This window comes from Sporosarcina luteola (genome assembly GCF_023715585.1).
GTDB classification, from domain to species: Bacteria; Bacillota; Bacilli; order Bacillales_A; family Planococcaceae; genus Sporosarcina; species Sporosarcina luteola_D.
Window position 1 is genome coordinate 152350 of record NZ_JAMBOK010000002.1, and the last position, 23224, is coordinate 175573.

The window sequence follows — 23224 nt, forward strand, 5'->3', positions numbered from 1 at the left end:
CGTATTAGAACGGAGTTTTGCGTATTTGAATGATAGTATGCGTAAGTACGATGATTTTTGATTGAAAGAGGTGCAGGGAAATGAGAGTACGACCGAAAAGGCTTCAGCAGGGGGATACGATTGGGATTGTCGCGCCGTCGAGCCCGCCGAATCAAGAGAATCTTGATCGCTCGCTCGCTTTTCTGGAACAGCTTGGCCTGAAATGGAAATTCGGACAACATGTGAAAAATGGTAACGGCTATTTGGCGGGGACGGATGATGAACGGCTGCAGGACTTGGAAGACATGTTCGCGGATTCCTCGATCAGCGGCATCATTTGTGCGGGCGGCGGTTACGGTTCGGCACGATACACCGATCGGCTGGATTTGCAGCTGATCCGGGAAAACCCGAAAGTGTTCTGGGGATTCAGCGACATCACCTTCCTCCATACCGCAATCGGTCTCTATTCGGATCTAGTCACCTTCCATGGCCCGATGCTTGCTTCATGCGTCGGGAAAGACAGTTTCAGCGAACTGTCCGCAAAAATGTTCCAACAGCTATTCGAGCCGATGGAACTACATTATACAGACCAAATTTCACCGCTGACAGCAATTGCGGGGGGCAGCGCGCAGGGCGAGCTCGTTGGTGGAAATCTATCATTGCTGACAAATACGATTGGTACGAAATTCGAAATCGAAACGAAGGGCAAGCTGCTGTTTATTGAAGATGTCGGCGAGGAACCTTATCGGGTCGATGGGATGCTGAACCAGTTGCGCATGGCAGGGAAACTTGCTGACGCTGCAGGTATTGTCATTGGCGATTTCTCTGACGTTGAGCCAAAGAAACAACAGAGGACCTTGTCGTTGGATGAAGTGTTCAACCATTATTTGAGCGGCTTGAATAAGCCGGTTGTGGAGGGCTTCAAGATAGGCCACTGCGAGCCGCATTTCGCGATTCCCCTCGGGGTCGATGCGAAGCTGGACGCCGATCACAAGACGTTGACGATTTTGCCGGGGGTGGAATGAATGCGCATCCTTTCAATCGAAACAATTCCCGTCGCGGTGCCGTTGACTAAGCCGTTTAAAACGGCTCTTCGTACCGTGACAACAGCCTATGCAATCTATGTGAAAGTGACCTGTGAAGACGGTCGGACCGGTTGGGGGGAAGCACCCCCGACCCACGTCATCACGGGCGATTCGCTTGGCAGCATTACATATGCGATTGAAGAGGTTATTGCACCCCTTCTGAAAGGGCAGGATTTACGAAATCGCGAGGAGATGTTCTGCCTGCTGAAACGGTCGATCGTCCGCAATACAAGTGCGAAGGCCGCTGTCGATATGGCCATCCATGATCTTCTTGGCCAGTTTTCCGGCATGCCGCTTTACCAATTGCTCGGCGGTTACAGAAGTGAAATTGAAACCGACTTCACGGTCAGTGTAAATGACGCCGCTGAAATGGCAGACGACGCGGAGCGTTATTTTGCGGACGGTTTCAATGTGTTGAAAGTAAAAGTCGGGATCGGGGAGATTACCGACGATATCGAGAGAATCCGTGCAATCCGGGAAAGGATCGGGTCAGGTCCGAAAATTCGTCTCGATGCGAACCAAGGGTGGAAACCACAAGAGGCTGTCTTTGCAATCGGCCAGATGGAAGACGCAGGGCTCGACATCGAATTGATTGAACAGCCGGTGCCTACGGATGATATCGATGGGCTCCAGTATGTGACGAATCATACGATTACGCCGATCATGGCGGATGAGAGCGTGTTTTCCGCGAAAGATGCACTCCGTGTGCTGGAGCGGCGGGCAGCGGATTTGATCAATATCAAATTAATGAAATCAGGTGGTATCCACGAGGCACTGAAAATCAATGCATTGGCTGAGACATACGGTGTCGAATGCATGGTTGGCAGCATGATCGAGACGAAGCTCGGGATCACGGCGGCAGCACATTTTGCTGCAAGCCAGCCGAACATTACGAGATTCGATTTTGATGCGCCGCTAATGTTAGCGGAAGATATTGTCGTGGGCGGGATCGTTTATGCCGGAAAGGTCATCCGAATGCCGGAAGGACCTGGGCTAGGATTGGATCAGGCGGGAATGGGACTGATCGGGAAGGGGGCAGGACAATGACGGAGTTGACAGTGAATATGTATGCGTGCGCAGTGCCGGTCGCGACGGTGTGGACTTCGCCGGAATCAGCGCGTGAGCTGGATGCGGATGGTACTTCCAATCCGCTTCATCTGAATAAATGGCTGGAGAAGCTTGCGTACGAGGAGCGGCTCGACCTTTGCAATGGTAACCGGGTGCAAACGCAACTGTTATACGGGGAACCGGTCATCGTTGACGAAATTGAAGGTGAATGGGCGAAGGTGATTGCGGTATGGCAGCCATCGAAGAAAGACGAACGGGGCTACCCGGGGTGGGTGCCGCTAGTTCAATTGAAAAAGGCGACTCCGTTGTCGGAGGCCGGTGGATTTGTGAGAGTGGCGGTCGCGAAATCACAAGTATGGAATCCGGATGGGACGCCGCACATCATTGTTCCGTTCAATACGGTCCTGCCGCTGACCGATGAAAGCGACAATCATTTTCATGTGGAAACGCCGGACGGAGAGGCGTTGCTCCTGAAAACGGATATTGTGCGGGCGGCATCTGTCCATACATTCAAAAAGCGTAGTGGGGCAGCCGCGGTCGAAGAGGGGCTCGCCTATTTGGATCTTCCGTATTTCTGGGGCGGCATGTCGTCGTACGGCTATGATTGCTCTGGCTTCACGTACAATATGCTGAAGGCTTGCGGGCATTTCATCCCACGGGATGCCGGCGATCAAGCGAAAAGCGGTGAGGAAGTGCCGGTGGATAAACCGGAGCGGTGGGAAAAGGGCGATCTGCTGTTCTTCGCGAATGATGAAGGGAAAGGCAATGTCCGGCACGTCGGATTTTATTATGGAAATGGGCTGCTTCTGCATTCGCCTTCGACAGGGCAATCGATTGAGCTAGTGAAACTTGAGGGCTCGAAGCTGGAGAAGGATTTGTGTGCAGTCCGCCGGTATGGCAGCGATGAAGGGGGAAAATGAATGGCTGGAGATGTAATTTTATCCGTAAAGGACTTGAAACGCCATTTTGACGTAGGCAAAGGGTTGAAGTTGAAGGCGGTCGATGGCATCAGCTTCGACATTTTAAGAGGGGAGACGTTTGGGCTTGTCGGCGAATCGGGCTGCGGCAAATCGACTGCGGGACGGACGATTCTTGGCCTGTACAACAAAACGGACGGTGAAGTTCTTTATGAAGGGCGCAGCGTCCATACGATGACCGATAACGAACGCCAACGCTTCCTGAAGAAGATGCAGATGATTTTTCAGGATCCGTACGCCTCGTTGAATCCACGTTCGACTGTTTACGAAATCATTGCCGAGCCGATGCAGATTCACGGAATGTACAAGTCACAGGCGGAGATGCGGGCGCGTGTGAATGAATTGCTAGAAGACGTCGGCTTGAACCGGGATCATGCAAACCGCTATCCCCATGAGTTTTCCGGAGGTCAACGGCAGCGTATCGGGATTGCCCGGTCGCTAGCGCTCGATCCGGAATTCATTATCGCGGATGAACCGATTTCCGCGCTTGATGTGTCGGTGCAGGCGCAAGTCGTCAAACTGCTTCAGCGGCTGCAACGTGAGAAGGGATTGACGTATTTGTTCATTGCGCATGATCTATCGATGGTCAAATACATCTCAAGCCGGATCGGCGTCATGTATTTGGGGCATATGGTAGAGCTCACGACGAGTTCGCAGTTGTATGACAAACCGTTGCATCCGTATACAGAGGCATTGTTGTCTGCCATCCCGATTCCGGATCCGGATATTGAGGAAGCGCGTGAACGGATTTTGCTTAAAGGCGAGCTGCCGAGCCCGATCAATCCGCCGTCGGGCTGCGTTTTCCGGACACGCTGTCCGTACGCGATGCCGGTGTGCGGGGAGCTGAAGCCGAAATGGCTTGAAAAGGAAGAAGGGCATTTTGTCGCCTGTCACTTGCATGACGAGGAAGTGATGAAGCGTTCGGATGCGGTGAAGATTCCAGTAGGGTCGTCCTGATCGTTCGGGGCGGCTTTTTTGGTTGCGAAGAAATTTCCAGAGATGCAAGGCGGGTCAAAGGTCCTGAAATGATCAAAGCCCATCAAAACTCGCGCTAAACTGCCCCTGACTCGCTCAAAACCTCCACAAACACGAGCAAACTCCCTATAACTCGCGCATACTCCCTCAAACTTGAGCATAAGTGACCTGAACACACACAAATAATTTGGGCAGCCGATAAGGTTTGCTCCGCGGGCTTCTGTATGGGGCAGCCGCCGCCAATGACGACGCGATTCCCAAGAAATAACTTCCGGTTTCCGTTAAAGTTGCCAAGGAAATTTGGTTATCTTATAATAGTAGTGTTGCAATCCCTCATTTCCCTCTTTCGGCCTGCATCAAGCCAGGTCCCAATCTATCGGGCGTCTGCCCACAATTGCATGTTCATGCAAGACACAAGAAAATCGAAAAAATTGAATAGAAGTACCAGACGAAGTAGAATACTGTCTATAGTTGTCTAAAATGTCTGATTAAAAATTCGGGGGTGTTTTTCGTTGAGGTTATCACCAGTTGAACAGGAAAAACTGATGTTGCATATGGCTGGAGAGCTTGCCATCAAGCGTAAAGAGCGCGGGGTGAAGTTGAATTATCCCGAGGCTGTGGCTTTTATATGCCATTTTATTATGGAAGGTGCGCGTGACGGAAAGTCCGTTGGGCAGTTGATGAGTGAAGGTAAGCAGCTGTTGACGGTAGACGATGTGATGGAAGGCGTCGGCGATATGGTGAAAGATGTGCAAGTTGAGTGCACGTTCCCGGATGGGACAAAGCTGGTCACAGTACATCATCCAATTCAATAATAGAGGGGGTTTTTCGTTTGAAACCAGGAGAAATCAAACCGGCTGAAGGATGGATTGAAATTAATGTGGGGCGTGATACGAAGACGGTAAAGGTCGCGAATACAGGCGACCGTCCGATTCAGGTCGGGTCCCATTTTCATTTCATTGAGGTGAATAAGTTTCTTGAATTCGATCGTGAACAGGCGGTCGGCATGCATTTGAATATTCCTTCCGGGACAGCGGTGCGTTTTGAGCCGGGCGAGGAAAAGGAAGTGGAACTTGTTGAGTTTGGCGGTCGACGCCATGTGTTCGGTCTGAATAAGTTGACGGAAGGTTCCACTCATAAAAAGGATGAAATTGTCGAGAAGGCGTCGGATGGCGGATTTAAAGGAGCTGACAGTTAAGTGAGAATTACACACGAGCAGTACGCAAAAATGTTCGGCCCGACTGTGGGCGACAAGGTCCGTTTAGCGGATACCGATTTATGGATTGAAATCGAAAAAGATTATACGACCTACGGAGACGAAGGTATTTTTGGCGGGGGGAAATCCCTTCGCGTGTCGATGGGGCAGAACGGAGAGAAGACTTCCGAAGATGGCGTATTGGATACGGTCATCACGAATGCGACAATCATTGACCATACAGGGATCGTGAAAGCAGACATCGGAATCAGGAACGGAAGAATCGCCGGTATAGGCAAGGCGGGGAATCCGAATACGATGGACGGCGTCGACCAGGGCATGATCATCGGTGTCGGCACTGAGGTATATGGGGGCGAAGGTTTGATTGCGACAGCGGGTGCAATCGACACGCACATCCACCTCGTCAGCCCAGAACAGGTGGATGTCGCGTTGAATGCAGGGACAACGACGTTCATAGGCGGCGGAACAGGGCCTGCGTCTGGTTCCACTGCGACGACGGTGACACCGGGGAAATGGCATCTGCATCGGATGCTTCAGCAGATTGAAGACATTCCGTTGAATATCGGTATATTCGGAAAGGGAAGCGCTGCGTTTCCTGCGCCGCTTGTTGAACAGATCCGCGCGGGCGCAATCGGCTTGAAGATCCATGAGGACTGGGGAGCGACTCCGTCTGCATTGGATCAAAGCTTGACGGTGGCGGATGAATATGACGTTCAGATCGCATTGCACTCCGATACACTGAACGAGGCAGGATTCGTCGAGGATACGATCGATGCAATCAAGGGACGTGTCATTCACGTTTTCCATACTGAAGGAGCTGGTGGAGGCCATGCGCCTGACCAGTTGAAAATGGCTTCACTGCCGAATGTATTGCCGGCATCGACGAATCCAACGAAGCCGTTTACAGTCAATACGATCGATGAGCATATGGACATGCTCATGGTGTGCCACCATTTGAAGCGTGACGTGCCGGAAGATGTCGCTTTTGCGGATTCACGCATCCGTCCGGAGACGATTGCTGCTGAGGATATTATGCAGGATGAAGGGATTCTGAGCATCATGTCATCCGACTCCCAGGCGATGGGCCGGGTTGGGGAAGTGGCAATCCGGACATGGCAGACGGCGGATAAGATGAAGAAACAACGAGGTCCGCTCCCGCAGGACGAAGAGAAGGACAATGATAACTATCGCGTGAAGCGCTATATTTCAAAATATACGATTAACCCTGCGATCGCCCAAGGGATTTCCCATGAAGTCGGTTCGATTGAGGATGGGAAATTGGCGGATATCGTTTTATGGGAACCAGCATTTTTCGGCATCAAAGCGTCGGTTGTCATAAAAGGCGGCATCGCCGTTTACGCAGCGACAGGTGATCCAAATGCTTCTATTCCGACGCCGCAGCCGTTCATGGGCCGCAGGATGTACGGCTACCATGGACAAGGTCCGCAAAACTCCTCAATGACATTCTTGCCGAAGATCGCTGTGGAGGAAGGTCTTCCGGAAGAACTCGGGCTGAAGAAGATGATCGGAACGGTACAAAATTGCCGTAATGTGTCAAAAGCGGACATGAAGCATAATAGCGAAATGCCCGTGATCGACGTAGATCCGGAGACATACGAAGTGAAAATCAACGGAGAACTCGCCACATGCGAACCAGTTGATGTTCTACCTATGGCACAGAGATATTTCCTGTTTTAATTAGTTTTAATTAGTTTTAATTTATTTATTAATTACGGATTGCTAGTTGATTGAAGTGTAAGGCGGCGACTCCGGCGGGAAAAGCGAGACAGCCGGGACCCCGGAGGGAGCGAAGCGACTGAGGAGGCTTGGCGCTCGCCCGCGGAAAGCGTCCGCCTGAAACGGAAATCAACGTTATGTAAAAGCCAATTCTTATGAGTCTTTGCAAAGAAGGAGAATGCAAGATGCTAATTGAAAAAGTCATAGGCAATATCGGTGATACAGAAGAAATTCCAGGGAAGCGCATCGAGTGGGTTGAACTGGAATGGGAAGAACTAAGCAAGCGTATTTTGCGGACGGAAACGACAGAGGGTACAGATGTCGCATTGCGCATCAACCAGGAAGAGCCGTTGAAATACGGCGATCTGTTGTTCGAAGACGACAATCGCGCCCTTGTGATCCGGACGAAAATGGAATCGGTCATCGTCATCCGGCCGAAGGATATGGTCGAAATGGGCAAGACCGCATTCGAGCTTGGCAACCGCCATACTCCAGCGCTGATCGAAAAAGATGAAATTGTTGTCCGCGCAGATCACACGTTGGCGCCATTATTGGATGAGGTGGGTGTGGACTATGAAACAACAGAACGACGATTCAAGCAACCTTTCAAATACCGCGGCCATTCCCACTGATATACAGTTTTTAAGACTTCTCCAAATCCACGATTCAGCTTTTCCGATCGGTACGTATACGCAATCCTACGGGATGGAGACGTATATCCAGGAGGATGCAATCCGGACGAAGGAAGAGCTGATCGCTTTTTGTACGACTTTCCTCTATCAGAATCTCGTATATGGCGATGCGATTCTCATTCAGGAGGCGCATCAGGCTGCAAAAGACCGGGACATCGACCGGCTTCTGCATTTGGAGAACCTTTGCGGCGCTATTAAGCTCGCGAAGGAGTCCAGGGATGCAAGCGTCAATTTGGGCAGGCAGTTCATCAAAACGGTTTCACCGCTCGTCGAGGATGCTTTTTTCGACGAGTGGAAAAACCGGATCGCTGCGAATGAAATCAAAGGCCATTATGCGATCCTTTATGGCATTTATTGCGCCGTCAATAGTATGGATGCGCATTATGCGGTCCTTTCGTATTTATTCTCATCGGTGAACGGGCTCGTTACAAACGCAGTTCGCGCGGTGCCGTTCGGACAAAATACAGGTGTGCAGGCGGTGCATGTGTTGGCGGAAGAGGCGGTTGCGGCTGCCGGTATCGTCGTCGGTTTGACGGAAGCGGATATTAGCAATAATGCGCTAGGCATCGAGCTTGCATCGATGAAGCACGAATATTTACATTCAAGATTATTCATTTCATGACAGGAGGCGTTTCTATATATGAAACCAGTACGTATTGGCATCGGGGGTCCCGTCGGCTCGGGCAAAACATCGCTCGTCGACGCATTGACCCGTGCGATGCATGAAGACTATAACGTTGCAGTTATTACGAATGATATTTATACACGAGAAGATGCTCAATTCCTAATGAAACATGGTGTGTTGGATGAAAACAGGATTCTCGGAGTGGAGACTGGCGGATGCCCGCATACAGCGATCCGTGAAGATGCTTCCATGAACTTCGCGGCGATTGATGACTTGAAGGAACGTTTCAAGGATCTGGATATTGTTTTCGTCGAGAGCGGCGGGGATAACCTGTCGGCTACGTTCAGCCCTGAACTTGTAGATGGCTATATTTACGTGATCGACGTTGCGGAAGGACAGGATATTCCGAGAAAAGGCGGCCCGGCGTTGACAAGATCAGATCTTTTATTGGTCAATAAAACGGACCTTGCCCCTCATGTCGGCGTTGACCTTGAACTGTACGAGAGCGACGTGAAGAAGATGAGAGGCGGCCGTCCTTACGTCCTTGCTGATGTACGAACACGGAAAAATGTCGACCAGATCGTCAATTGGATCAAACGGAACATGCTTTTAGAAGGCGCGGGGACAGCAAGTGGTGAGTAAAGTGGCACGCAGACACCATAACGGCAAGCTGGATATGGTGTTTGAGCCGAGAAGAGGCTATACCCGGATGCCGCATGTGTTCCAGCAGCCTCCTTTAAAGGCGAGCCGCGAGCTGTACGAAGGCAAAGATCCGACGGCGACGGTATTTGTGATGGAGTCATCAGGCGGCATGGTGGCGGGAGATCGCAATGATATAACGATCCGCCTGTTGCCGGAAAGCAAAGCGAGGATCATCCAGCAATCGGCATTGAAAGTGTACCGGTCGCATACGGGTGAAACGTGCGTCCAATCGATTGACGTGGAGCTTGAGGAAGATTCACGCCTCGAATGGATGCCGGAAGTGATCATCCCATTTGCGGACTCCAAATTCCAGATGGAAACGAAAATTCATCTTAAGAAGGGCGCCACATTGCTCTGGGGTGAAATCATCGCTCCGGGCAGGGAGATGCGCGGTGAAGTGTTCGATTTCACCTCATTGAAATCAATGATGAAGATTTACGTCGAAGAGGAGCTGCTCGCTTTCGACAGCCTCCGTTTCGTCCCGGATGATATCCATCTCAATGGACTTGGTTTACTTGAAGAGGCATTGTATGTCGGCTCCATCTGGCTCGTTTCGGAAAAGGCCGAAGAAATCGATCTGCGGGCGATTCATGAAGCGATGAATGTCGGCGACGGATTAAGGGCAGGTGTGACCCGACTCGCGGGAAATGCGGTGCATTGCCGTTTTCTCGGGGTGAACCAATGGAGGCTTCAGCAGGAAATGAAACGGGTATTTTCCGAGCTGTCGGCGCTCATATAAAGCGGGGTAAACTATGGATAAACGTAAAATAATACTAGTTTTAATCAGTATGCTCCTGCTCGTTGCCGTTGCAGGATGTGGAAAAAAGGCAGCGCCCGCAGCGAAAGAAAATAGCCTCATCTATGCTTCAGAATCCGAGTTTGATGGACTGAATCCGATTCTTGAGGAGACGAACGTGGACGCACTTCTATTCCGCGGTCTATTCCGTTTTGATGAAAACAATGAACCGAAAGCCGATATCGCGGAGTCATTCGACATGTCCGATGACAAGTTGACATATACATTCAAGCTGCGGGAAGATATCCGGTTCCACGATGGTGAACCGCTGACTGCGGACGATGTCATCTTTACGATCGAAAGTGTGTTAGATGACAAGAATGCCTCGTTTCTGAAGTCGGACTTCCTAGAAGTGGAGTCGCTGAAGAAAATTGATGACTATGAATTCGAACTGAAACTGAAGCGACCTTTCACGCCGATTTTGGATAAATTGACGTTGCCGATCTTGCCGAAGCACGCTTTTGCCGGCGTTGAGATGCGGACAGCGGACTTTAACAGCCATCCGATCGGTGCAGGTCCATATGAATTTGATCGATGGGATCGAGGCAATAGCTTGACGTTGAAAGCGTATGAGCATTTCCACGGCACGAAGCCGTCCATTGCTAAAGTCATCTTCAAATTCATCCCTGACAGCAATGTGCGGGCATTGCAATTGGCTTCCGGCGAGGTCGACATCGCCCTTCTCGATCCGGTGCAAGTCGGTGAACTGGAAAAGCGCAATCATGTGAAGATTTACAATATCGACACTGCCGACTACCGCGGAATCCTTTTCAATATGCAAAATGATCTTTGGCAAGATGTACGGGTTCGTCAGGCGTTCAGCTATGCCATTGACCGGAAGCAAATTGTGAAAGGCATTTTGAAAGGGTTCGGAGAAGAGGCATATTCGCCGCTTCAGAAGCATGCTTTTCATAATGAAGACATTGAAACGTACAGCTATGACATCAAGCAAGCTGGAAAGTTGCTGGATGAAGCAGGTTGGAAGCTAGCGGACGACGGATTCCGTTACAAGGATGGCCAGAAACTGAGCTTCACGATTACAGCACCTGCGTCCGACGCAGTGCGTGTCAATATGGCGAATTATGTCGCCGAGGGCTACAAATCGATCGGCGCGGATGTCAAGGTGGCGGCACTCGACTGGAGTGCCATCACGATTGAAGAGACGGATGCTTTCATGATCGGATGGGGCAGTCCGTATGACGCGGATCATCATACGTACATCTTGTTCCATTCAGAGGAATCAAGTTTGACAGGATCCGGTTATAACTACGGCAGCTATTCGAATGAGAAAGTGGATGCATTGCTTGAAAAAGGTCGTTTATCAATGGATGAACAGGAACGGCAAGCAAGCTATATGGCCTTCCAGGAAGAATTAGCGAACGATCCGGCATTCGCATTTATCGCTTATGTCAATGCAGTCTATGGCATTCACGGAAATATCGAAGGCGTGAAGGAGCGAACGCTTGGCCATCACGGCTCCGGTTTCCTTTGGAATGTCGAGGAGTGGAAATGGAATGACCGTTAAATGGATTGGGAAGCGCATGATGCTAGGGGTACTCGTCCTCTTCATCGTGAGCTTCCTCTCTTTTTTCATCATGCATGCAAGTCCGGGAAGCTCTGCGACGGCATATTACGGGGGTAATGCCCAAACGTTGACCGCCGCAGAAAAAGAGCGGATCAGCAAAGCCTTTGCACTGGATCGGCCATTGCCCGTCCAATATGGGGCATGGCTGAAACAGGCCGTGCAAGGGAATCTTGGCATGTCTGCTGGTGTTGGGCGTCCCGTCGCTTCGATTCTTGGGGAGCGGCTGCCGAACACATTGCTGTTGTTCGGTGTGTCAATGTTTTTCATCATCATCGGGTCGATCTGGCTTGGGATGACGGCGGGCATGAGACCCGGATCGCTGCTCGACAGGGGGCTGTCGGCTTTCAGCATAGCATCTTCATCCATCCCGGCGTTTTGGCTCGGGATTTTATTCATTTATCTATTCGCTGTCACGCTTGGCGTCTTGCCGTCTTCCGGGACGGGAAGCCTGGGCGGGGACGGCGGTTTTGTCGATAAAATGAAGCATCTCATCATGCCGGCATCCGTCGTCGTTCTGACGCATGTCGGCCTTTACGCGCGCTTCCTTCAAGAAAGTGTCAAAGCCGAACTTGGAAGTTATTATGTGATGGCGGCCAGGGCGAACGGTGTTATGGAGCGGGAAATCAGGCGGGGCGTCTTGCGGAATGCATTCATCCCTTATTTGAATTATCTAGGTGTGACAATCCCTTCGTTTTTCGGGGGATCCGTCATTGTGGAGTCTTTATTTGCATGGTCGGGTCTTGGCCAATTGCTTGTAAGATCCGTCATGGTGAAGGACTATCCGCTGCTCATGGGCGGCATTATGCTTACAGGGCTGATTGTAGTCATAAGCCTATTTGTCATTGATGTGCTCATGTACATGCTCGATCCGAAGCTTCGGAAAGGGGAGTTGGGCGGATGAAATCTCGGAAAAGACTTATCTTCTGGTGCTCGCTTCTCGGCCTGATCCTAGCCATGACAATATTCTCTGATCTTCTTGCCACGCAACCCGTGAATGAAATGGATTTGGACTCCGTGTATTCGCCGCCGGGAGAGGGTCATCTGTTAGGGACGGATCATCTTGGCCGGGATGTTTTTTCGCGTTTAGTGCAAGGTGGAAAGGTAACATTGGCCGTTGCAGGATTGTCGGTTGCATTGTCATTTGTTATCGGTGTCATATACGGAGGAATCAGCGGATATGCCGGCGGATGGACAGACAGTGTGATGATGCGGATTTTGGAAGCCCTCATTTCAATTCCTTCCCTCATTTTCGTCTTGGCGTTCCAGGCAGTCATGCAAGGCGGTATGTGGGGAATGACCTTCATTATCGGTGTGACGGGCTGGTTTACGACGGCCCGGATTATCCGCTCTGAATTCATCCGGCTGAAGGATGCTGAATATGTGAAGATGGCAAAAATGTTCGGCACACCAGTTTGGAGTATCCTTACAGGGCATCTATTGCGCAATAGTCTGCCGCCGCTGTTAGTCGTGACAATTTTCAATTTGGCAGGGGCGGTATTCATCGAAGTGTCGCTCAGCTTCCTCGGAATCGGCATACCGCCTTCGATTCCATCGTGGGGAAATATGCTATACAATGCACAAAATGATCTGTTGATCGGTGCATGGTGGATCGGTGTGTTCCCTGGATTGCTGATCTTCCTGACGATACTTTCCATTAACTTCATCGGTGAAGCGTTGAAGAAATCCGGAAGGGGGCGTTTCCATGCTTGAGGCGATAGGATTATCGGTTAAAATAAATGGAATCCCCGTTGTAAAAGACAGCTCGTTTTTCATTCCGGAAGGGAAAATAACAGCGGTGATCGGAGAAAGTGGCAGCGGGAAAAGCATGACGGTTGCTGCTTTGCTCAGGATGCTGCCCGTTGATGCTCAAGCTTATGGCGAAATCTGTTTCATGGGCACCGATTTATTGAAGGCGACGGATGAAGAGATGGCGGTATTGAGGAAAAGAAAGTTTTTCACGATCTTCCAAGACGCTTTGAACAGCTTCAATCCAAGTGTAAAGATGGATCGGCAGCTGTATGCATTTTCCGCCGGCCGGGTTGGTGATGACCAGGATAGCTTCCAGAAGAAGATGAAGGCGATCCTCGGAAAACTAAACTTGTCCTCAGAAATTTTGAATCAGTATCCATTCGAATTATCGGGCGGTATGCTGCAGCGATGCATGATTGCCTGCGCTTTGTATGTGAAGCCAGCATTGCTCATTGCAGACGAGCCGACGTCTGCACTCGATAAAGTTGTGCAAAAGGAGTTTCTAAAATGGCTGCGATTGTTGAATGAAAGCGGCACGACGGTATTGATCATAACGCATGATCTGGATGTCGTCGCAGATGCGGCGGATGAAATGATTGTCATGCGAAAAGGTGAAATCGTGGAGACTGGTGCAGTTGCAGATATCTTGGCGAGGCCGACGCATGAATATACAAAGCGCTTGTTGGATAGCCGATTTTAGGAAAGGGGGCGTAGGGGTTGCTGAGAGTTGAACATCTTTCGAAAAGCTATGGCAGAGGAAAACGAAGGAAAACTGTTCTTCACGAGATTAATTTGTCGGTAGGTGACGGTGAGCTCGTCGGAATCGTCGGGGAAAGTGGCAGCGGGAAAAGTACATTGGCTCGCCTGATTATGAGATTGGAGTCTGTAGATGAAGGATTGGTTTCGTTTGCTGAAGATGGTGATTTCTATGCCTCCTGCCAAATCGTCTTCCAAAACGCATCTGCCGCTATGAACCCTTCATGGACGGTCCGCGAAATTTTGAAGGAACCGTTGCGGTTGATGATAGGCAATCGGGATGCGTACATCCTGATGATGCTAGGAAAAGTAGGATTGGAAGAGAGCCATTTGGATCGGCGTCCTTCGGAATTAAGCGGCGGCGAACGGCAACGGGTGAATTTGCTGCGGTCTATGCTTGTTGAGCCGAAGCTGTTGATTTGCGATGAAATCGTATCCAATCTGGATCGGTTGATTCAGAAAGAGATTGTTGAGCTCATTCAGAAGATGAACCGGGAGATGGGCATGGCGATTCTATTCATTTCCCATGATCTAAAGGTCGTGCAGCATTTATGCGACCGGGTGTATGTAATGGAGGGCGGTAGGATTGTCGAAGAAAGCGTGAAGCGAAATGGCGGGTTTTCATTCACACATCCCTATTCCCTAATGCTGTTCGAGTGAGCCTGTTCAACCTTTTTAGAAGTGGGTATACTGGGAAAGAGAATTATAAGGAGATGGACAACTATGGAACAACGGCCGATGAGCCAATCACGCACAATCATTTCGAAACTTGTATTGCCGCCGGACACTAACCATATGCAGACAATTTTTGGTGGGAAGGTCTTGGCATACATAGATGAAATTGCCGCCATCGCGGCCATGAAACATTCGAACAAAGCGGCAGCCGTCACTGCCTCCATCGACTCGGTCGACTTCCTGTCGTCCGCGAAAGTGGGAGATGTACTTGAACTCGAAGCTGTCGTCAGCTCAACAGGGCGTACATCGATGGAAATATTCGTCTCGGTGCATTCGATGGATCTGTTGACGGGTGCGAAAAAACTGACGACGGAATCATTCCTGACGATGGTCGCTATGGATGAAAACAACAAGCCAACACCGGTTCCCGGCGTCTACCCGGAAACTGAAGCGGAAAAACGGCTATTCGACACCGGCCCTGCCCGCCGGAACCACCGGAAACTGCGTAGGGAAATTAAACATTGAAAGAAGCCGCCTCATAGTGGGCGGTTTTTTCAATTTATCTTTGTCAATTTGCCGACGAATTCCGTGAATGATTCCGCCAACACATGATAATTATTTCCGTTCCCGTCGTCCGGCTCAACGTAGACGACATTCGGGGTGTCCCTGCCTTCATAATTGAAAGCGAGCCAGGCATGGCCACTGCCTGAGAAGAGGACGAGCTGGTCAGGCAATCCCCATTCTTGGATGAAATAGTCACTTAACAGGATGCCTCCTTCATTCACACCCATGATCTCTTCCACTTCAATGAAAGCATCTCCGCTTTCAATCTGGAAGTCCGCGGGGAATGCCCTATGCGCGGCGTTGACATAACCCCCATTAGCGATTTTCAATAATTGTATAAAATCAGGCGGCAACTTCCTTCCAAGGATTTCTTCTGCAAGTGTGATTTCTTGGTCAGACGCAGGTTTGTTCAATTGATTTTGCTCGAAAATCTGTTCCAATTCATGTTCTCCTCTCTTATCGTAATCACCTTTGGAGTAAGCATACTGTAAAAACGTCGTGGAAACATTGATTTGCATCAAGCTGTATTGAAACCTCCAATGGAATTTTCCGTATATAAGGAAAGGAGTGATTACGATGAGGACGGATATCCATGAACGGCAAATGGAGCTGACGATGCTGAGGAATGAACGAAATCGAGTGAAACGCAGGCTTGACGGGGCGGAGGCGCACTATAAGGAAGCGATCCGGTTGCGCGATCGCTTGCACAGACAGCTTTCGAAGGAGCAGCAGGATGTTGTGAAGTTGGGCAAGTTTTCATTTGCGGATAAAATTAAAGAGTGGACCGGGAAATGGGATGAGCAAATGGAAAAGGAGATCAATGAAGTCGCGGAGGCTGAGCTGAAATACAATGAAGCCGAAAAGACGGTAACCGATTTGGAAGCGGAAGTCGGACGGCTGCGCACCGAAATGAATCGGGATGAATTCCTTTATGTCGATGAGGATTGGGAAGATTTCCTGAAGGAGAAAGAGGCGTGGATCCGCCAAAATGATACTGTGGCAAATGGGACGCTGCAGAAAATTGCCGACGACCGGGTTCGGGTCCGATCGTTAGTGAGGGAAATCGATGAGGCGTATGAAGCGGGCGATAAAGCGAAACGGACACTGGATGCTGCGCTCGATAAGCTGGGCAACGCGGAAGGACTGTCCATGTGGGATACATTTTTAGGTGGTGGGCTCATCGTTTCGGCGCTGAAGTATTCTGAAATGAACAGCTCGGATGATCTAGTACATCGTGCACAGCGGGCGCTTCGCCATTATGAAACGGAATTGATGGACGTCCAAAATGCCGCGACGGAATCATTCAATGTGAATCAAAACGACATTTTCACATTTACGGATATTTTCTTTGATAATATCTTCTCCGACTGGGCGGTCCATTCGCGGATCACAAATGCGAAGGGCAAGCTGAACACCGTGCTCCACGACGTCCGCCGCGTGCAGGATCAGTTGCGGCGGAAACGCGACGAAGCGTTGGAAGAATTGAACCGGCTGGATCAGCAGGAGAAGGATATCATTGTGTCCTAATTAAACTCTAAAAACTCGATTCGATTGCCGAACGGATCGTGTGTGAAGAAGCGGGCACGCCCTGCAATCGGTGGTTCTTCAGAAATTACGTATCCGGCTGTTTCCAATCGGGATTTCAATTGTTCAAGCGCATGTACGGTGAAGCCGGGATGCGCTTTTTTGGCTGGTGTGAAATCGGCTTGGACGCCGATATGAACTTCCTGTACGCCGCATTGGAACCAACAGCCGCCCCGCGCTTGCAAGTTTTCTGGCTTCGGGATTTCCTTCATTCCGAGCAGGTTGCCGTAAAATTCGCGTGCCTGTTCTTCCGAATGAGGAGGTGCCGCAATTTGGATATGGTCGATACCGGTTAGAAATTGAGTCATGTTCATTCGCCCCCTTTGTATTGTTATCTTCAGTGTAGATGAGTTGGTCAAGAGAAGCTATGACGGGAAATGGAACAATATGTATAAGTGTTGCTTATAGACAATTCTCTTCGCGATAAGTTACGCGAGGAGAATTGTTTTAGCAACCTTTTTTGTCGCGCTAAATGCCTTTGGGAAACTGAAAGCTTTCGAAGTGAGTAAGTCAATAGTCCTGAAATGACGATATAAATGTGAAAATGACCGATAACTCTCCAAAAGTGACCGATAACGTTGTCCAAGTGACCGATAACTCCTCGGAATTGATCGATAACCCCCCACTCCACCATAAAAGGACTTTTGCTTCGTTTCAGATAAATTATTCAATTTCCTTTACATTCCAGAATAGATTAGTGTACTATGTAACTAATACACCGGTACAGGAGGGGTAGATGGTGAAGCAGTGGAATGGTTTATTGCAAAAGGAATGGGTCCAGTGGAGAGGGCAGATCATTGTGGTGATCTTCCTGCTACTAGCGGGATTGTTTATATTGCCATACTTTGCAGGGGTGCTTGCAGCAGGGGAAGTGTCCGTATTTGAAATGACGATGGTCATAGGTTTCGTAGCAGCGGGTGCATGCATAGTGGTTCCCGTCATTGCGTTCTCGACGATGTTCAACAAGGACATGAAAAGGCCGGATTTATGGTTTCATTCCACAGCTTCTACGGTGAAGCTTGTCGCGGTGAAAATGGTGATGTCAGCAGGAGTGGGTTTGGCATACTTGCTTGTTACAGCATTTGTTGTTGCGATCGGTTTTGCAATTACACCTCAACCGGAAGCCATTTTCAATGAATTATTGTTTTATGGAAGTTTTCTGATTGGCGGAATATTTCTCGCCTCTATACAGTTCATGGTTTACGGTTTTTTCTTTATCGTCATCGACCAGTTGCTGAAACCTTTTCTTAAAGGGTTTTCCTTTGTCATTACATTACTTTTATTCATCATTTCAGTATGGATGTACGGAGAAGTTATAAATTCAGGCTTTTACGCGAGTTTCATGCAGGTTGGCAGCTTCGATTTGATGTCCCTTAAGAACCCGGTAATCGATCTCCAATATGATTACTTCACCGTCACGGATACAGTTTTGTATACAGGAGAGATCATCTTCGCCGTTCTCTTTACTGTCGGCTTGTTCTATCTGGCAATCGCCTTGTTTGAGAAGAGGGTGAGGCTATGACGAGTTGGAATGGTTTATTGAGAAAAGAATGGGTGCTTCTGCGTATTACTTTTCTAGTATTAATCGCGTTTATGATCTTCATTGCCGCATCCAGTTTTGCTCCCTTGGCGGTGGGGGGCAAATTTGATCTCACAGAGATTACGAATATGTTCTCGTTTTTGCACATGTATTTTGGTGCGTTGCTATTTGTCCATAGTCTTAATACGGACATGAAGCAACCGGATATATGGCTGCATTCGCCAGCTTCGCTAGGGAAGCTTTTGGGGGCTAAAATGCTGATGGCTTTACTATTGGTTGGGGTATCTAACCTGGTTTGGAGCGGCATAGGAGTTTTCACGTATTTCATTGGAGGATTTGTGGGAGTTATCCCAGAATGGCCGAATTTGCTGAAAGTGTTATTGACTACAGTCTTTGCGATTTCTGCAAGTTTGCCGATATGGGCTATTTACAAGGTTTTAGCATTGAGGGTTGGCTGGTTGGCGGCAATTGTCGTACTTGTCATTCTTTTCATAGGGTCGATTCTATGGGGGATTATGGAGATGATTTGGCATGAGTTCGGACCTTTCGCCGGTTCAACTCTATACATCATCGTTTCAATTGTATTATTCGCAGGCGGAGCCATCCTGCTTGAAAAGAAAGTGAGGTACTGACGATGAGCATTGATTTCTTACCGGATAAGCCGATTTACCAGCAGCTCATCGACCGGATTATGGGGGATATTATGCGCGGCACGCTTGCAGCGGGGGAGAAGTTGCCGTCCGTCCGTGAGTACGCAGTGGAAGTGGGCGTTAATGCAAACACGATGCAGCGCGTATACAAGGAGTTGGAGCAAATGGAGATCACGGAGACGAGAAGGGGGCAGGGATCGTTCGTGACAGAAGATCAGGAGAAGATTACAGCGCTTCGCAATGAAATGAAGGAGCAGCTCGTGGCGACATTCCTTCAAAACGTGGCGGCTTTCGGATTTACGACGGACGAGATTGTACAGTGTCTGCAGGAACGGGGTGGCGTAGATGATTGAATTGATGAACATTGTGAAGAAATATGGCAGTAAAATGGCATTGCATGATGTGACGGTGTCGATTCCTAAAGGGAAAGTGATAGGTCTTGTCGGCGAGAACGGCAGCGGCAAGTCGACGTTATTGAAGATGATGGCGGGTTTAGTGACGCCGAATAGCGGAAGCGCGACGTTTGACGGGCACCCGATTACGAGGCGAATTGCATCACAAATTGCCTATATGTCCGACACCGATGATTTCTATACGTACTTTACCGTTCAGCAGCTGCTCGATTTCTACGCAACGCAATTCGAGGATTTCGACATGGTCAAAGCGAAGGAGATAGTGCAATTCCTGAATGTGTCGCTTGCTTCGCGGATTAAAAGCTTGTCAAAAGGGAACCGGGGCCGTGTGAAGATCGCTGTGACGCTTGCACGGGAAGCTGATTACTACTTGCTTGACGAACCGTTTTCGGGCCTCGACCCGATGGTGCGGGATGATATCTCAAAGGGGCTCATCCGTTTTACAGACCAAGAGCGCCAGACGGTCATCATGTCGACGCATGAAATCCGGGAAGTGGAGCCGCTGCTGGATGAAATCATCGTCATGCGGGGCGGGCGGTTGATCGCCCATGAGGCGGTCGACGAAATAAGGGACTTTTACGGAATCGACGCGACAAGCTGGATGATGTCATTGTTCAAAGATTCACAAGTAGAAAGGGAGTTGGGAAAATGAAGCCGGTAGTGGAGTTGAAGAATTTATCCAAGACGATTCGAAGCAAGAAAATCATCGATAACTTGAATCTGTCGCTGTATCCGGGGCAGATAACGGGCTTCCTCGGTCCGAATGGGGCGGGGAAAACGACGACGATCCGGATGATGGTTGGGCTCATGAAGCAGACGGAGGGCGATATCGTCATCGATGGGGTTTCATTGCGGGACGACTTCGAGGAAGGCCTTTCAAAAGTTGGCGTTATTGTTGAGAATCCGGAAATGTATAAATTTATGTCAGGTTATAAGAATTTGCTGCATTTTGCCCGCATGCATAAAGGTGTGACGAAGGAGCGGATCAATGATGTCGTCCGTCAAGTGGGGATGCAAAACCGGATTCACGAGAAAGTGGGGACGTATTCACTGGGAATGCGTCAACGTTTAGGCCTCGCGCAAGCACTCTTGCACCGGCCGAAGTTCTTGATTTTGGATGAACCGACGAATGGACTTGATCCTGCGGGAATCCGTGAATTCAGGCAGTACCTTCGTAAGATTGCCGAAACAGAAGGGGTATCCGTCTTCGTTTCCAGCCATATGCTTTCTGAAATTGAGCTCATGTGCGACCGGATTGCCATCATCCAAAACGGCAAGCTTATCGATATCAGGGAGATATCCGAGGCGCGGGACTCGTTCTATTATATTGAAGTGACTCCGATGGAACAGGCAGAGCAATTACTTGTGGATGGAGGATTTACGGTGAAGCCGTTTACGGATGGATTGCTCGTCAATGCGGAGCAGCATCAAATCCCGGACCTGATCGAGTCGTTCATTGCCGAAGGGCTGCAAGTGTTTGCGGTTCAGCCGCACCGGAAGACATTGGAAGATGAGTTCCTGGAGATGACTGGAGGTGGACAAATTGCTGAAGCTAATGCAAAATGAATGGATGAAATTATGGCATAAAAAAGGGACTTGGATCATGGTCGGTATACTTGTCATTTTGACAGCCGGCATGATGGGCTTGATGAAATGGATTAGCTTGCAGAATATGGGCGGCGAGATGACAAGGGAAGGGATGATCCAAGATCCATCTTCACTTGGCGGGACTGTCTTATTGCTGACGGTCATTGTTGCAGCAGGCATTGTTGCGTCCGAGTTTTCACAAGGAACGATTAAGATGCTGCTGACACGTCCGGTGAAACGGTGGAAGGTTCTTGTATCCAAATTCCTGACCGTGAATCTATTTGGCATGTTCCTCATGCTGATTGGTTACATCGTCTATCTCCTCTTGGCGATGCTATTATTCAAATCGGGTTCAGGAGAGAGCATCTCAAGTTGGTCTGTTTGGAGCGATAGTCTATACATGCTGCTTCTTTCATTCGGTAACGTATTCATCACAGCGACATTCGCGTTCACGATCGGCAGCGTCTTCCGCTCCAGCTCGCTCGCAATCGGCCTGTCACTGTTCATCTATTTCACCGGCTCAACGATCAGTGCTCTGCTTTCGAAATACGAGATTGGGAAGTACTTGCTGTTCACACATATGGACTTGACCCAATTTAAAACGGGCATGATGTTAGTGCCTGACTTGACGATGCCTTTTTCGCTCGCAGTATTGGCAGTTTATATCGTGGTTTTCCTTCTTATCAGCTTTACGACATTCATAAAACGAGATGTTACGGCTTGATTGGTAGGTATAATTGAATAGAGAATTAATAATTTGCCCAACATCAACCGCGTCATTGGTTGATGTTTTTCAGTTCTTTTGAATTATAAAATTTCCTATACGCGGGTGGAAAGATAGAGATACAAGGCATGAGTAATGTCAAAGCTGACTGATATTTTCCCAATTTCCTATACTCATAATGTTTGCTACAGTAAAGATAGCAAAACCGAATCTATTAGGAAAAGAGGAGAATGAATGAAGAGACCATTGAAGGTGTTCGCGGTAATGGCACTTACAGCAAGTATGTTAATGCCAACAGGAGCTGTCTACGCACAAGACGATTTCCGAGATTTCAAAGAGAATCAGATGAAGCAAAGGGGCGAAACGTTCCGAGTGCTCATCACGGCAAAGACTGAACAAAAGTTGCAAGAGCTTCAACAAAACTACGAGCTCCGCAATGAATTCGACGGCCATTCCTACACGACAGATGTGACAGAGAAAGAATTCTCGATGCTGCAAAACATGTCGCACATCACTGTTGAAAAAGTGGATGTCCTCTCTATCCAGATCGACCCGTCCTCTTTGAAGCTGAATAATGAGGTGGATGCAGCGGCCGCCAGCCAATCCGTTCCTTGGGGAATCAAGGCAATCTATAATGACAATAACTTAACTGCTACGACGGGCGGCTCAAATGTAAGAGTAGCTGTCCTCGATACAGGCGTCAATGTGAACCATGCCGACTTATACTACAACGCTGAACAATGCAAGGATTTCACGCAAAGCGCGTCGCTAGTGAATAATACATGCACCGATCGAAACGGGCACGGAACCCATGTTGCGGGAACTGCCTTAGGTGAGGGCGGCGATGATCGCAGGGGCGTTTATGGAGTAGCTCCGAATGCAAAGCTTTGGGCATATAAAGTATTAAACGACTCCGGAAGCGGCTATGCGGATGATATCGCGAATGCAATCCGCCATGCGGCAGATGAGGCATACACACAACGGGTGAAGGTCGTCATCAACATGTCCCTTGGTTCGAACGGAGAAAGTTCGTTGATTACGAATGCCGTGAATTACGCGTATGACCGCGGCGTGCTGATTGTCGCGGCGGCAGGAAATGATGGCTTTTCTCCTGGTTCAATCGATTATCCGGCAGCCTTGCCATCAGCAATTGCAGTCGCGAATCTCGAAAATCGATTGGAAAACGGCACATATCGTGTCGCGAACTCCTCTTCCCGCGGTCATTCAAAGACGGCAGGAGATCACCTTATCCAAACGGGGGATGTTGAATTGTCCGCACCGGGCACATCCATCTTCTCGACTTGGTACAACGGCGGGTATGCAACAATCAGCGGAACATCCATGGCCACGCCGCATGTGGCTGGCTTGGCAGCGAAAGTCTGGGCGGAAAACCCAAGCTTCACAAACGTCCAACTTCGCGCCAACTTGCAAAATCGTGCGAAATCATATGACATCCTCGGCGGTTACCATGCCGGACAAGGTGATGACATTGCATCCGGATTTGGATTCGCACGAGTACGTTAACATTGCCTCCTAATGAAAATC

27 protein-coding genes are annotated in these 23224 nt (G+C 49.4%); 25 read left to right on the forward strand and 2 right to left on the reverse strand.

From position 1 onward, the window contains the following. Window positions 1-80 precede the first annotated feature (80 nt). From M3193_RS11040 to M3193_RS11120, 17 genes are all read left to right on the forward strand, one after another. The gene (locus M3193_RS11040) at window positions 81-1004 is read left to right on the forward strand and encodes a S66 peptidase family protein (protein ID WP_251627601.1); all 924 of its coding nucleotides are present in this window, start codon (window positions 81-83) and stop codon (window positions 1002-1004) included. Further along, on the forward strand, window positions 1005-2111 hold the full coding sequence (locus M3193_RS11045) for a mandelate racemase/muconate lactonizing enzyme family protein (protein ID WP_251627602.1): 1107 nt from the start codon (window positions 1005-1007) through the stop codon (window positions 2109-2111). It begins immediately after the preceding gene. Continuing rightward, on the forward strand, window positions 2108-3052 hold the full coding sequence (locus M3193_RS11050) for a C40 family peptidase (protein ID WP_251627604.1): 945 nt from the start codon (window positions 2108-2110) through the stop codon (window positions 3050-3052). Before M3193_RS11045 ends, M3193_RS11050 begins: the two co-directional genes overlap by 4 nt. Continuing rightward, window positions 3053-4066 carry an ABC transporter ATP-binding protein gene (locus tag M3193_RS11055; RefSeq protein ID WP_251627605.1) on the forward strand — a complete coding sequence of 338 codons (1014 nt, stop codon included), beginning with the start codon at window positions 3053-3055 and terminating at the stop codon, window positions 4064-4066. A gap of 530 nt (window positions 4067-4596) precedes the next feature. After that, window positions 4597-4899 (forward strand): urease subunit gamma, encoded by a 303-nt coding sequence (gene ureA, locus M3193_RS11060; protein ID WP_251627607.1) that lies wholly within the window; start codon window positions 4597-4599, stop codon window positions 4897-4899. 17 nt (window positions 4900-4916) lie between these two features. Beyond that, window positions 4917-5282, forward strand: coding sequence for an urease subunit beta (gene ureB, locus M3193_RS11065; protein WP_251627609.1), 366 nt, complete (start codon window positions 4917-4919; stop codon window positions 5280-5282). Then, entirely contained in the window at window positions 5283-6998 is a 1716-nt protein-coding gene (ureC, locus tag M3193_RS11070) for an urease subunit alpha (protein WP_353056399.1), read from the forward strand. Window positions 6999-7222: 224 nt separating this feature from the next. Continuing rightward, a complete protein-coding gene (locus M3193_RS11075; protein WP_251627611.1) occupies window positions 7223-7669 on the forward strand; it encodes an urease accessory protein UreE in 447 nt (148 codons plus the stop codon). Beyond that, window positions 7611-8351 (forward strand): urease accessory protein UreF, encoded by a 741-nt coding sequence (locus M3193_RS11080; RefSeq protein WP_251627613.1) that lies wholly within the window; start codon window positions 7611-7613, stop codon window positions 8349-8351. The genes M3193_RS11075 and M3193_RS11080 overlap by 59 nt, the downstream gene beginning before the upstream one ends. An 18-nt stretch (window positions 8352-8369) precedes the next feature. Beyond that, on the forward strand, window positions 8370-8996 hold the full coding sequence (gene ureG / locus M3193_RS11085; protein ID WP_251627615.1) for an urease accessory protein UreG: 627 nt from the start codon (window positions 8370-8372) through the stop codon (window positions 8994-8996). Beyond that, window positions 8989-9795 carry an urease accessory protein UreD gene (locus M3193_RS11090; protein ID WP_251627617.1) on the forward strand — a complete coding sequence of 269 codons (807 nt, stop codon included), beginning with the start codon at window positions 8989-8991 and terminating at the stop codon, window positions 9793-9795. The genes ureG and M3193_RS11090 overlap by 8 nt, the downstream gene beginning before the upstream one ends. 13 nt (window positions 9796-9808) lie before the next feature. Next, window positions 9809-11377, forward strand: coding sequence for an ABC transporter substrate-binding protein (locus tag M3193_RS11095; RefSeq protein ID WP_251627620.1), 1569 nt, complete (start codon window positions 9809-9811; stop codon window positions 11375-11377). Further along, entirely contained in the window at window positions 11367-12338 is a 972-nt protein-coding gene (locus M3193_RS11100) for an ABC transporter permease (RefSeq protein WP_251627625.1), read from the forward strand. The genes M3193_RS11095 and M3193_RS11100 overlap by 11 nt, the downstream gene beginning before the upstream one ends. Further along, on the forward strand, window positions 12335-13147 hold the full coding sequence (locus M3193_RS11105) for an ABC transporter permease (RefSeq protein WP_251627627.1): 813 nt from the start codon (window positions 12335-12337) through the stop codon (window positions 13145-13147). The genes M3193_RS11100 and M3193_RS11105 overlap by 4 nt, the downstream gene beginning before the upstream one ends. After that, complete coding sequence (locus tag M3193_RS11110; protein WP_251627628.1) at window positions 13140-13886, forward strand: ATP-binding cassette domain-containing protein; 747 nt, start codon at window positions 13140-13142, stop codon at window positions 13884-13886. Before M3193_RS11105 ends, M3193_RS11110 begins: the two co-directional genes overlap by 8 nt. A gap of 17 nt (window positions 13887-13903) precedes the next feature. Then, on the forward strand, window positions 13904-14602 hold the full coding sequence (locus tag M3193_RS11115) for an ABC transporter ATP-binding protein (RefSeq protein WP_251627630.1): 699 nt from the start codon (window positions 13904-13906) through the stop codon (window positions 14600-14602). A gap of 63 nt (window positions 14603-14665) precedes the next feature. Then, window positions 14666-15142: an acyl-CoA thioesterase gene (locus tag M3193_RS11120; RefSeq protein ID WP_251627632.1), complete on the forward strand. Its 477-nt coding sequence runs from the start codon at window positions 14666-14668 to the stop codon at window positions 15140-15142. A gap of 29 nt (window positions 15143-15171) precedes the next feature. Here M3193_RS11120 and M3193_RS11125 read toward each other — a convergent pair whose 3' ends face one another. Further along, window positions 15172-15699 (reverse strand): SMI1/KNR4 family protein, encoded by a 528-nt coding sequence (locus M3193_RS11125; protein WP_251628276.1) that lies wholly within the window; start codon window positions 15697-15699, stop codon window positions 15172-15174. A gap of 58 nt (window positions 15700-15757) precedes the next feature. Between M3193_RS11125 and M3193_RS11130 the strand changes: the two genes are divergently transcribed. Continuing rightward, the gene (locus M3193_RS11130; protein ID WP_251627634.1) at window positions 15758-16708 is read left to right on the forward strand and encodes a hypothetical protein; all 951 of its coding nucleotides are present in this window, start codon (window positions 15758-15760) and stop codon (window positions 16706-16708) included. Here M3193_RS11130 and M3193_RS11135 read toward each other — a convergent pair. After that, window positions 16705-17079 (reverse strand): VOC family protein, encoded by a 375-nt coding sequence (locus M3193_RS11135; protein WP_435372044.1) that lies wholly within the window; start codon window positions 17077-17079, stop codon window positions 16705-16707. The two genes, M3193_RS11130 and M3193_RS11135, sit on opposite strands and share 4 nt — an antisense overlap. A gap of 425 nt (window positions 17080-17504) precedes the next feature. Between M3193_RS11135 and M3193_RS11140 the strand changes: the two genes are divergently transcribed. From M3193_RS11140 to M3193_RS11170, 7 genes are all read left to right on the forward strand, one after another. Further along, a complete protein-coding gene (locus M3193_RS11140) occupies window positions 17505-18287 on the forward strand; it encodes a hypothetical protein (RefSeq protein WP_251627638.1) in 783 nt (260 codons plus the stop codon). After that, window positions 18284-18937, forward strand: a complete 654-nt coding sequence (locus tag M3193_RS11145; protein ID WP_251627640.1) for a hypothetical protein — start codon at window positions 18284-18286, stop codon at window positions 18935-18937. The genes M3193_RS11140 and M3193_RS11145 overlap by 4 nt, the downstream gene beginning before the upstream one ends. Before the next feature lie 2 nt (window positions 18938-18939). Beyond that, on the forward strand, window positions 18940-19308 hold the full coding sequence (locus M3193_RS11150; protein WP_251627642.1) for a GntR family transcriptional regulator: 369 nt from the start codon (window positions 18940-18942) through the stop codon (window positions 19306-19308). Next, a complete protein-coding gene (locus M3193_RS11155) occupies window positions 19301-20020 on the forward strand; it encodes an ABC transporter ATP-binding protein (RefSeq protein WP_251627644.1) in 720 nt (239 codons plus the stop codon). The genes M3193_RS11150 and M3193_RS11155 overlap by 8 nt, the downstream gene beginning before the upstream one ends. After that, window positions 20017-20934, forward strand: a complete 918-nt coding sequence (locus tag M3193_RS11160) for an ABC transporter ATP-binding protein (protein ID WP_251627653.1) — start codon at window positions 20017-20019, stop codon at window positions 20932-20934. The genes M3193_RS11155 and M3193_RS11160 overlap by 4 nt, the downstream gene beginning before the upstream one ends. Further along, complete coding sequence (locus M3193_RS11165) at window positions 20912-21679, forward strand: ABC transporter permease (protein ID WP_251627655.1); 768 nt, start codon at window positions 20912-20914, stop codon at window positions 21677-21679. Before M3193_RS11160 ends, M3193_RS11165 begins: the two co-directional genes overlap by 23 nt. Window positions 21680-21913: 234 nt before the next feature. Further along, window positions 21914-23203, forward strand: a complete 1290-nt coding sequence (locus M3193_RS11170; RefSeq protein ID WP_251627657.1) for a S8 family peptidase — start codon at window positions 21914-21916, stop codon at window positions 23201-23203. Window positions 23204-23224: the final 21 nt, after the last annotated feature.

Excerpts from the sequence above, each read along its gene's own strand:
- M3193_RS11040 (WP_251627601.1), top strand. The coding sequence starts at position 81 with ATGAGAGTACGACCGAAAAGGCTTCAGCAGGGGGATACGATTGGGATT.
- M3193_RS11045 (WP_251627602.1), top strand. The coding sequence starts at position 1,005 with ATGCGCATCCTTTCAATCGAAACAATTCCCGTCGCGGTGCCGTTGACT.
- M3193_RS11050 (WP_251627604.1), top strand. The coding sequence starts at position 2,108 with ATGACGGAGTTGACAGTGAATATGTATGCGTGCGCAGTGCCGGTCGCG.
- M3193_RS11055 (WP_251627605.1), top strand. The coding sequence starts at position 3,053 with ATGGCTGGAGATGTAATTTTATCCGTAAAGGACTTGAAACGCCATTTT.
- M3193_RS11075 (WP_251627611.1), top strand. The coding sequence starts at position 7,223 with ATGCTAATTGAAAAAGTCATAGGCAATATCGGTGATACAGAAGAAATT.
- M3193_RS11080 (WP_251627613.1), top strand. The coding sequence starts at position 7,611 with ATGAAACAACAGAACGACGATTCAAGCAACCTTTCAAATACCGCGGCC.
- ureG (WP_251627615.1), top strand. The coding sequence starts at position 8,370 with ATGAAACCAGTACGTATTGGCATCGGGGGTCCCGTCGGCTCGGGCAAA.
- M3193_RS11095 (WP_251627620.1), top strand. The coding sequence starts at position 9,809 with ATGGATAAACGTAAAATAATACTAGTTTTAATCAGTATGCTCCTGCTC.
- M3193_RS11100 (WP_251627625.1), top strand. The coding sequence starts at position 11,367 with ATGACCGTTAAATGGATTGGGAAGCGCATGATGCTAGGGGTACTCGTC.
- M3193_RS11105 (WP_251627627.1), top strand. The coding sequence starts at position 12,335 with ATGAAATCTCGGAAAAGACTTATCTTCTGGTGCTCGCTTCTCGGCCTG.
- M3193_RS11110 (WP_251627628.1), top strand. The coding sequence starts at position 13,140 with ATGCTTGAGGCGATAGGATTATCGGTTAAAATAAATGGAATCCCCGTT.
- M3193_RS11120 (WP_251627632.1), top strand. The coding sequence starts at position 14,666 with ATGGAACAACGGCCGATGAGCCAATCACGCACAATCATTTCGAAACTT.
- M3193_RS11125 (WP_251628276.1), bottom strand. The coding sequence starts at position 15,699 with ATGCAAATCAATGTTTCCACGACGTTTTTACAGTATGCTTACTCCAAA.
- M3193_RS11130 (WP_251627634.1), top strand. The coding sequence starts at position 15,758 with ATGAGGACGGATATCCATGAACGGCAAATGGAGCTGACGATGCTGAGG.
- M3193_RS11135 (WP_435372044.1), bottom strand. The coding sequence starts at position 17,079 with ATGAACATGACTCAATTTCTAACCGGTATCGACCATATCCAAATTGCG.
- M3193_RS11145 (WP_251627640.1), top strand. The coding sequence starts at position 18,284 with ATGACGAGTTGGAATGGTTTATTGAGAAAAGAATGGGTGCTTCTGCGT.
- M3193_RS11150 (WP_251627642.1), top strand. The coding sequence starts at position 18,940 with ATGAGCATTGATTTCTTACCGGATAAGCCGATTTACCAGCAGCTCATC.
- M3193_RS11155 (WP_251627644.1), top strand. The coding sequence starts at position 19,301 with ATGATTGAATTGATGAACATTGTGAAGAAATATGGCAGTAAAATGGCA.
- M3193_RS11160 (WP_251627653.1), top strand. The coding sequence starts at position 20,017 with ATGAAGCCGGTAGTGGAGTTGAAGAATTTATCCAAGACGATTCGAAGC.
- M3193_RS11170 (WP_251627657.1), top strand. The coding sequence starts at position 21,914 with ATGAAGAGACCATTGAAGGTGTTCGCGGTAATGGCACTTACAGCAAGT.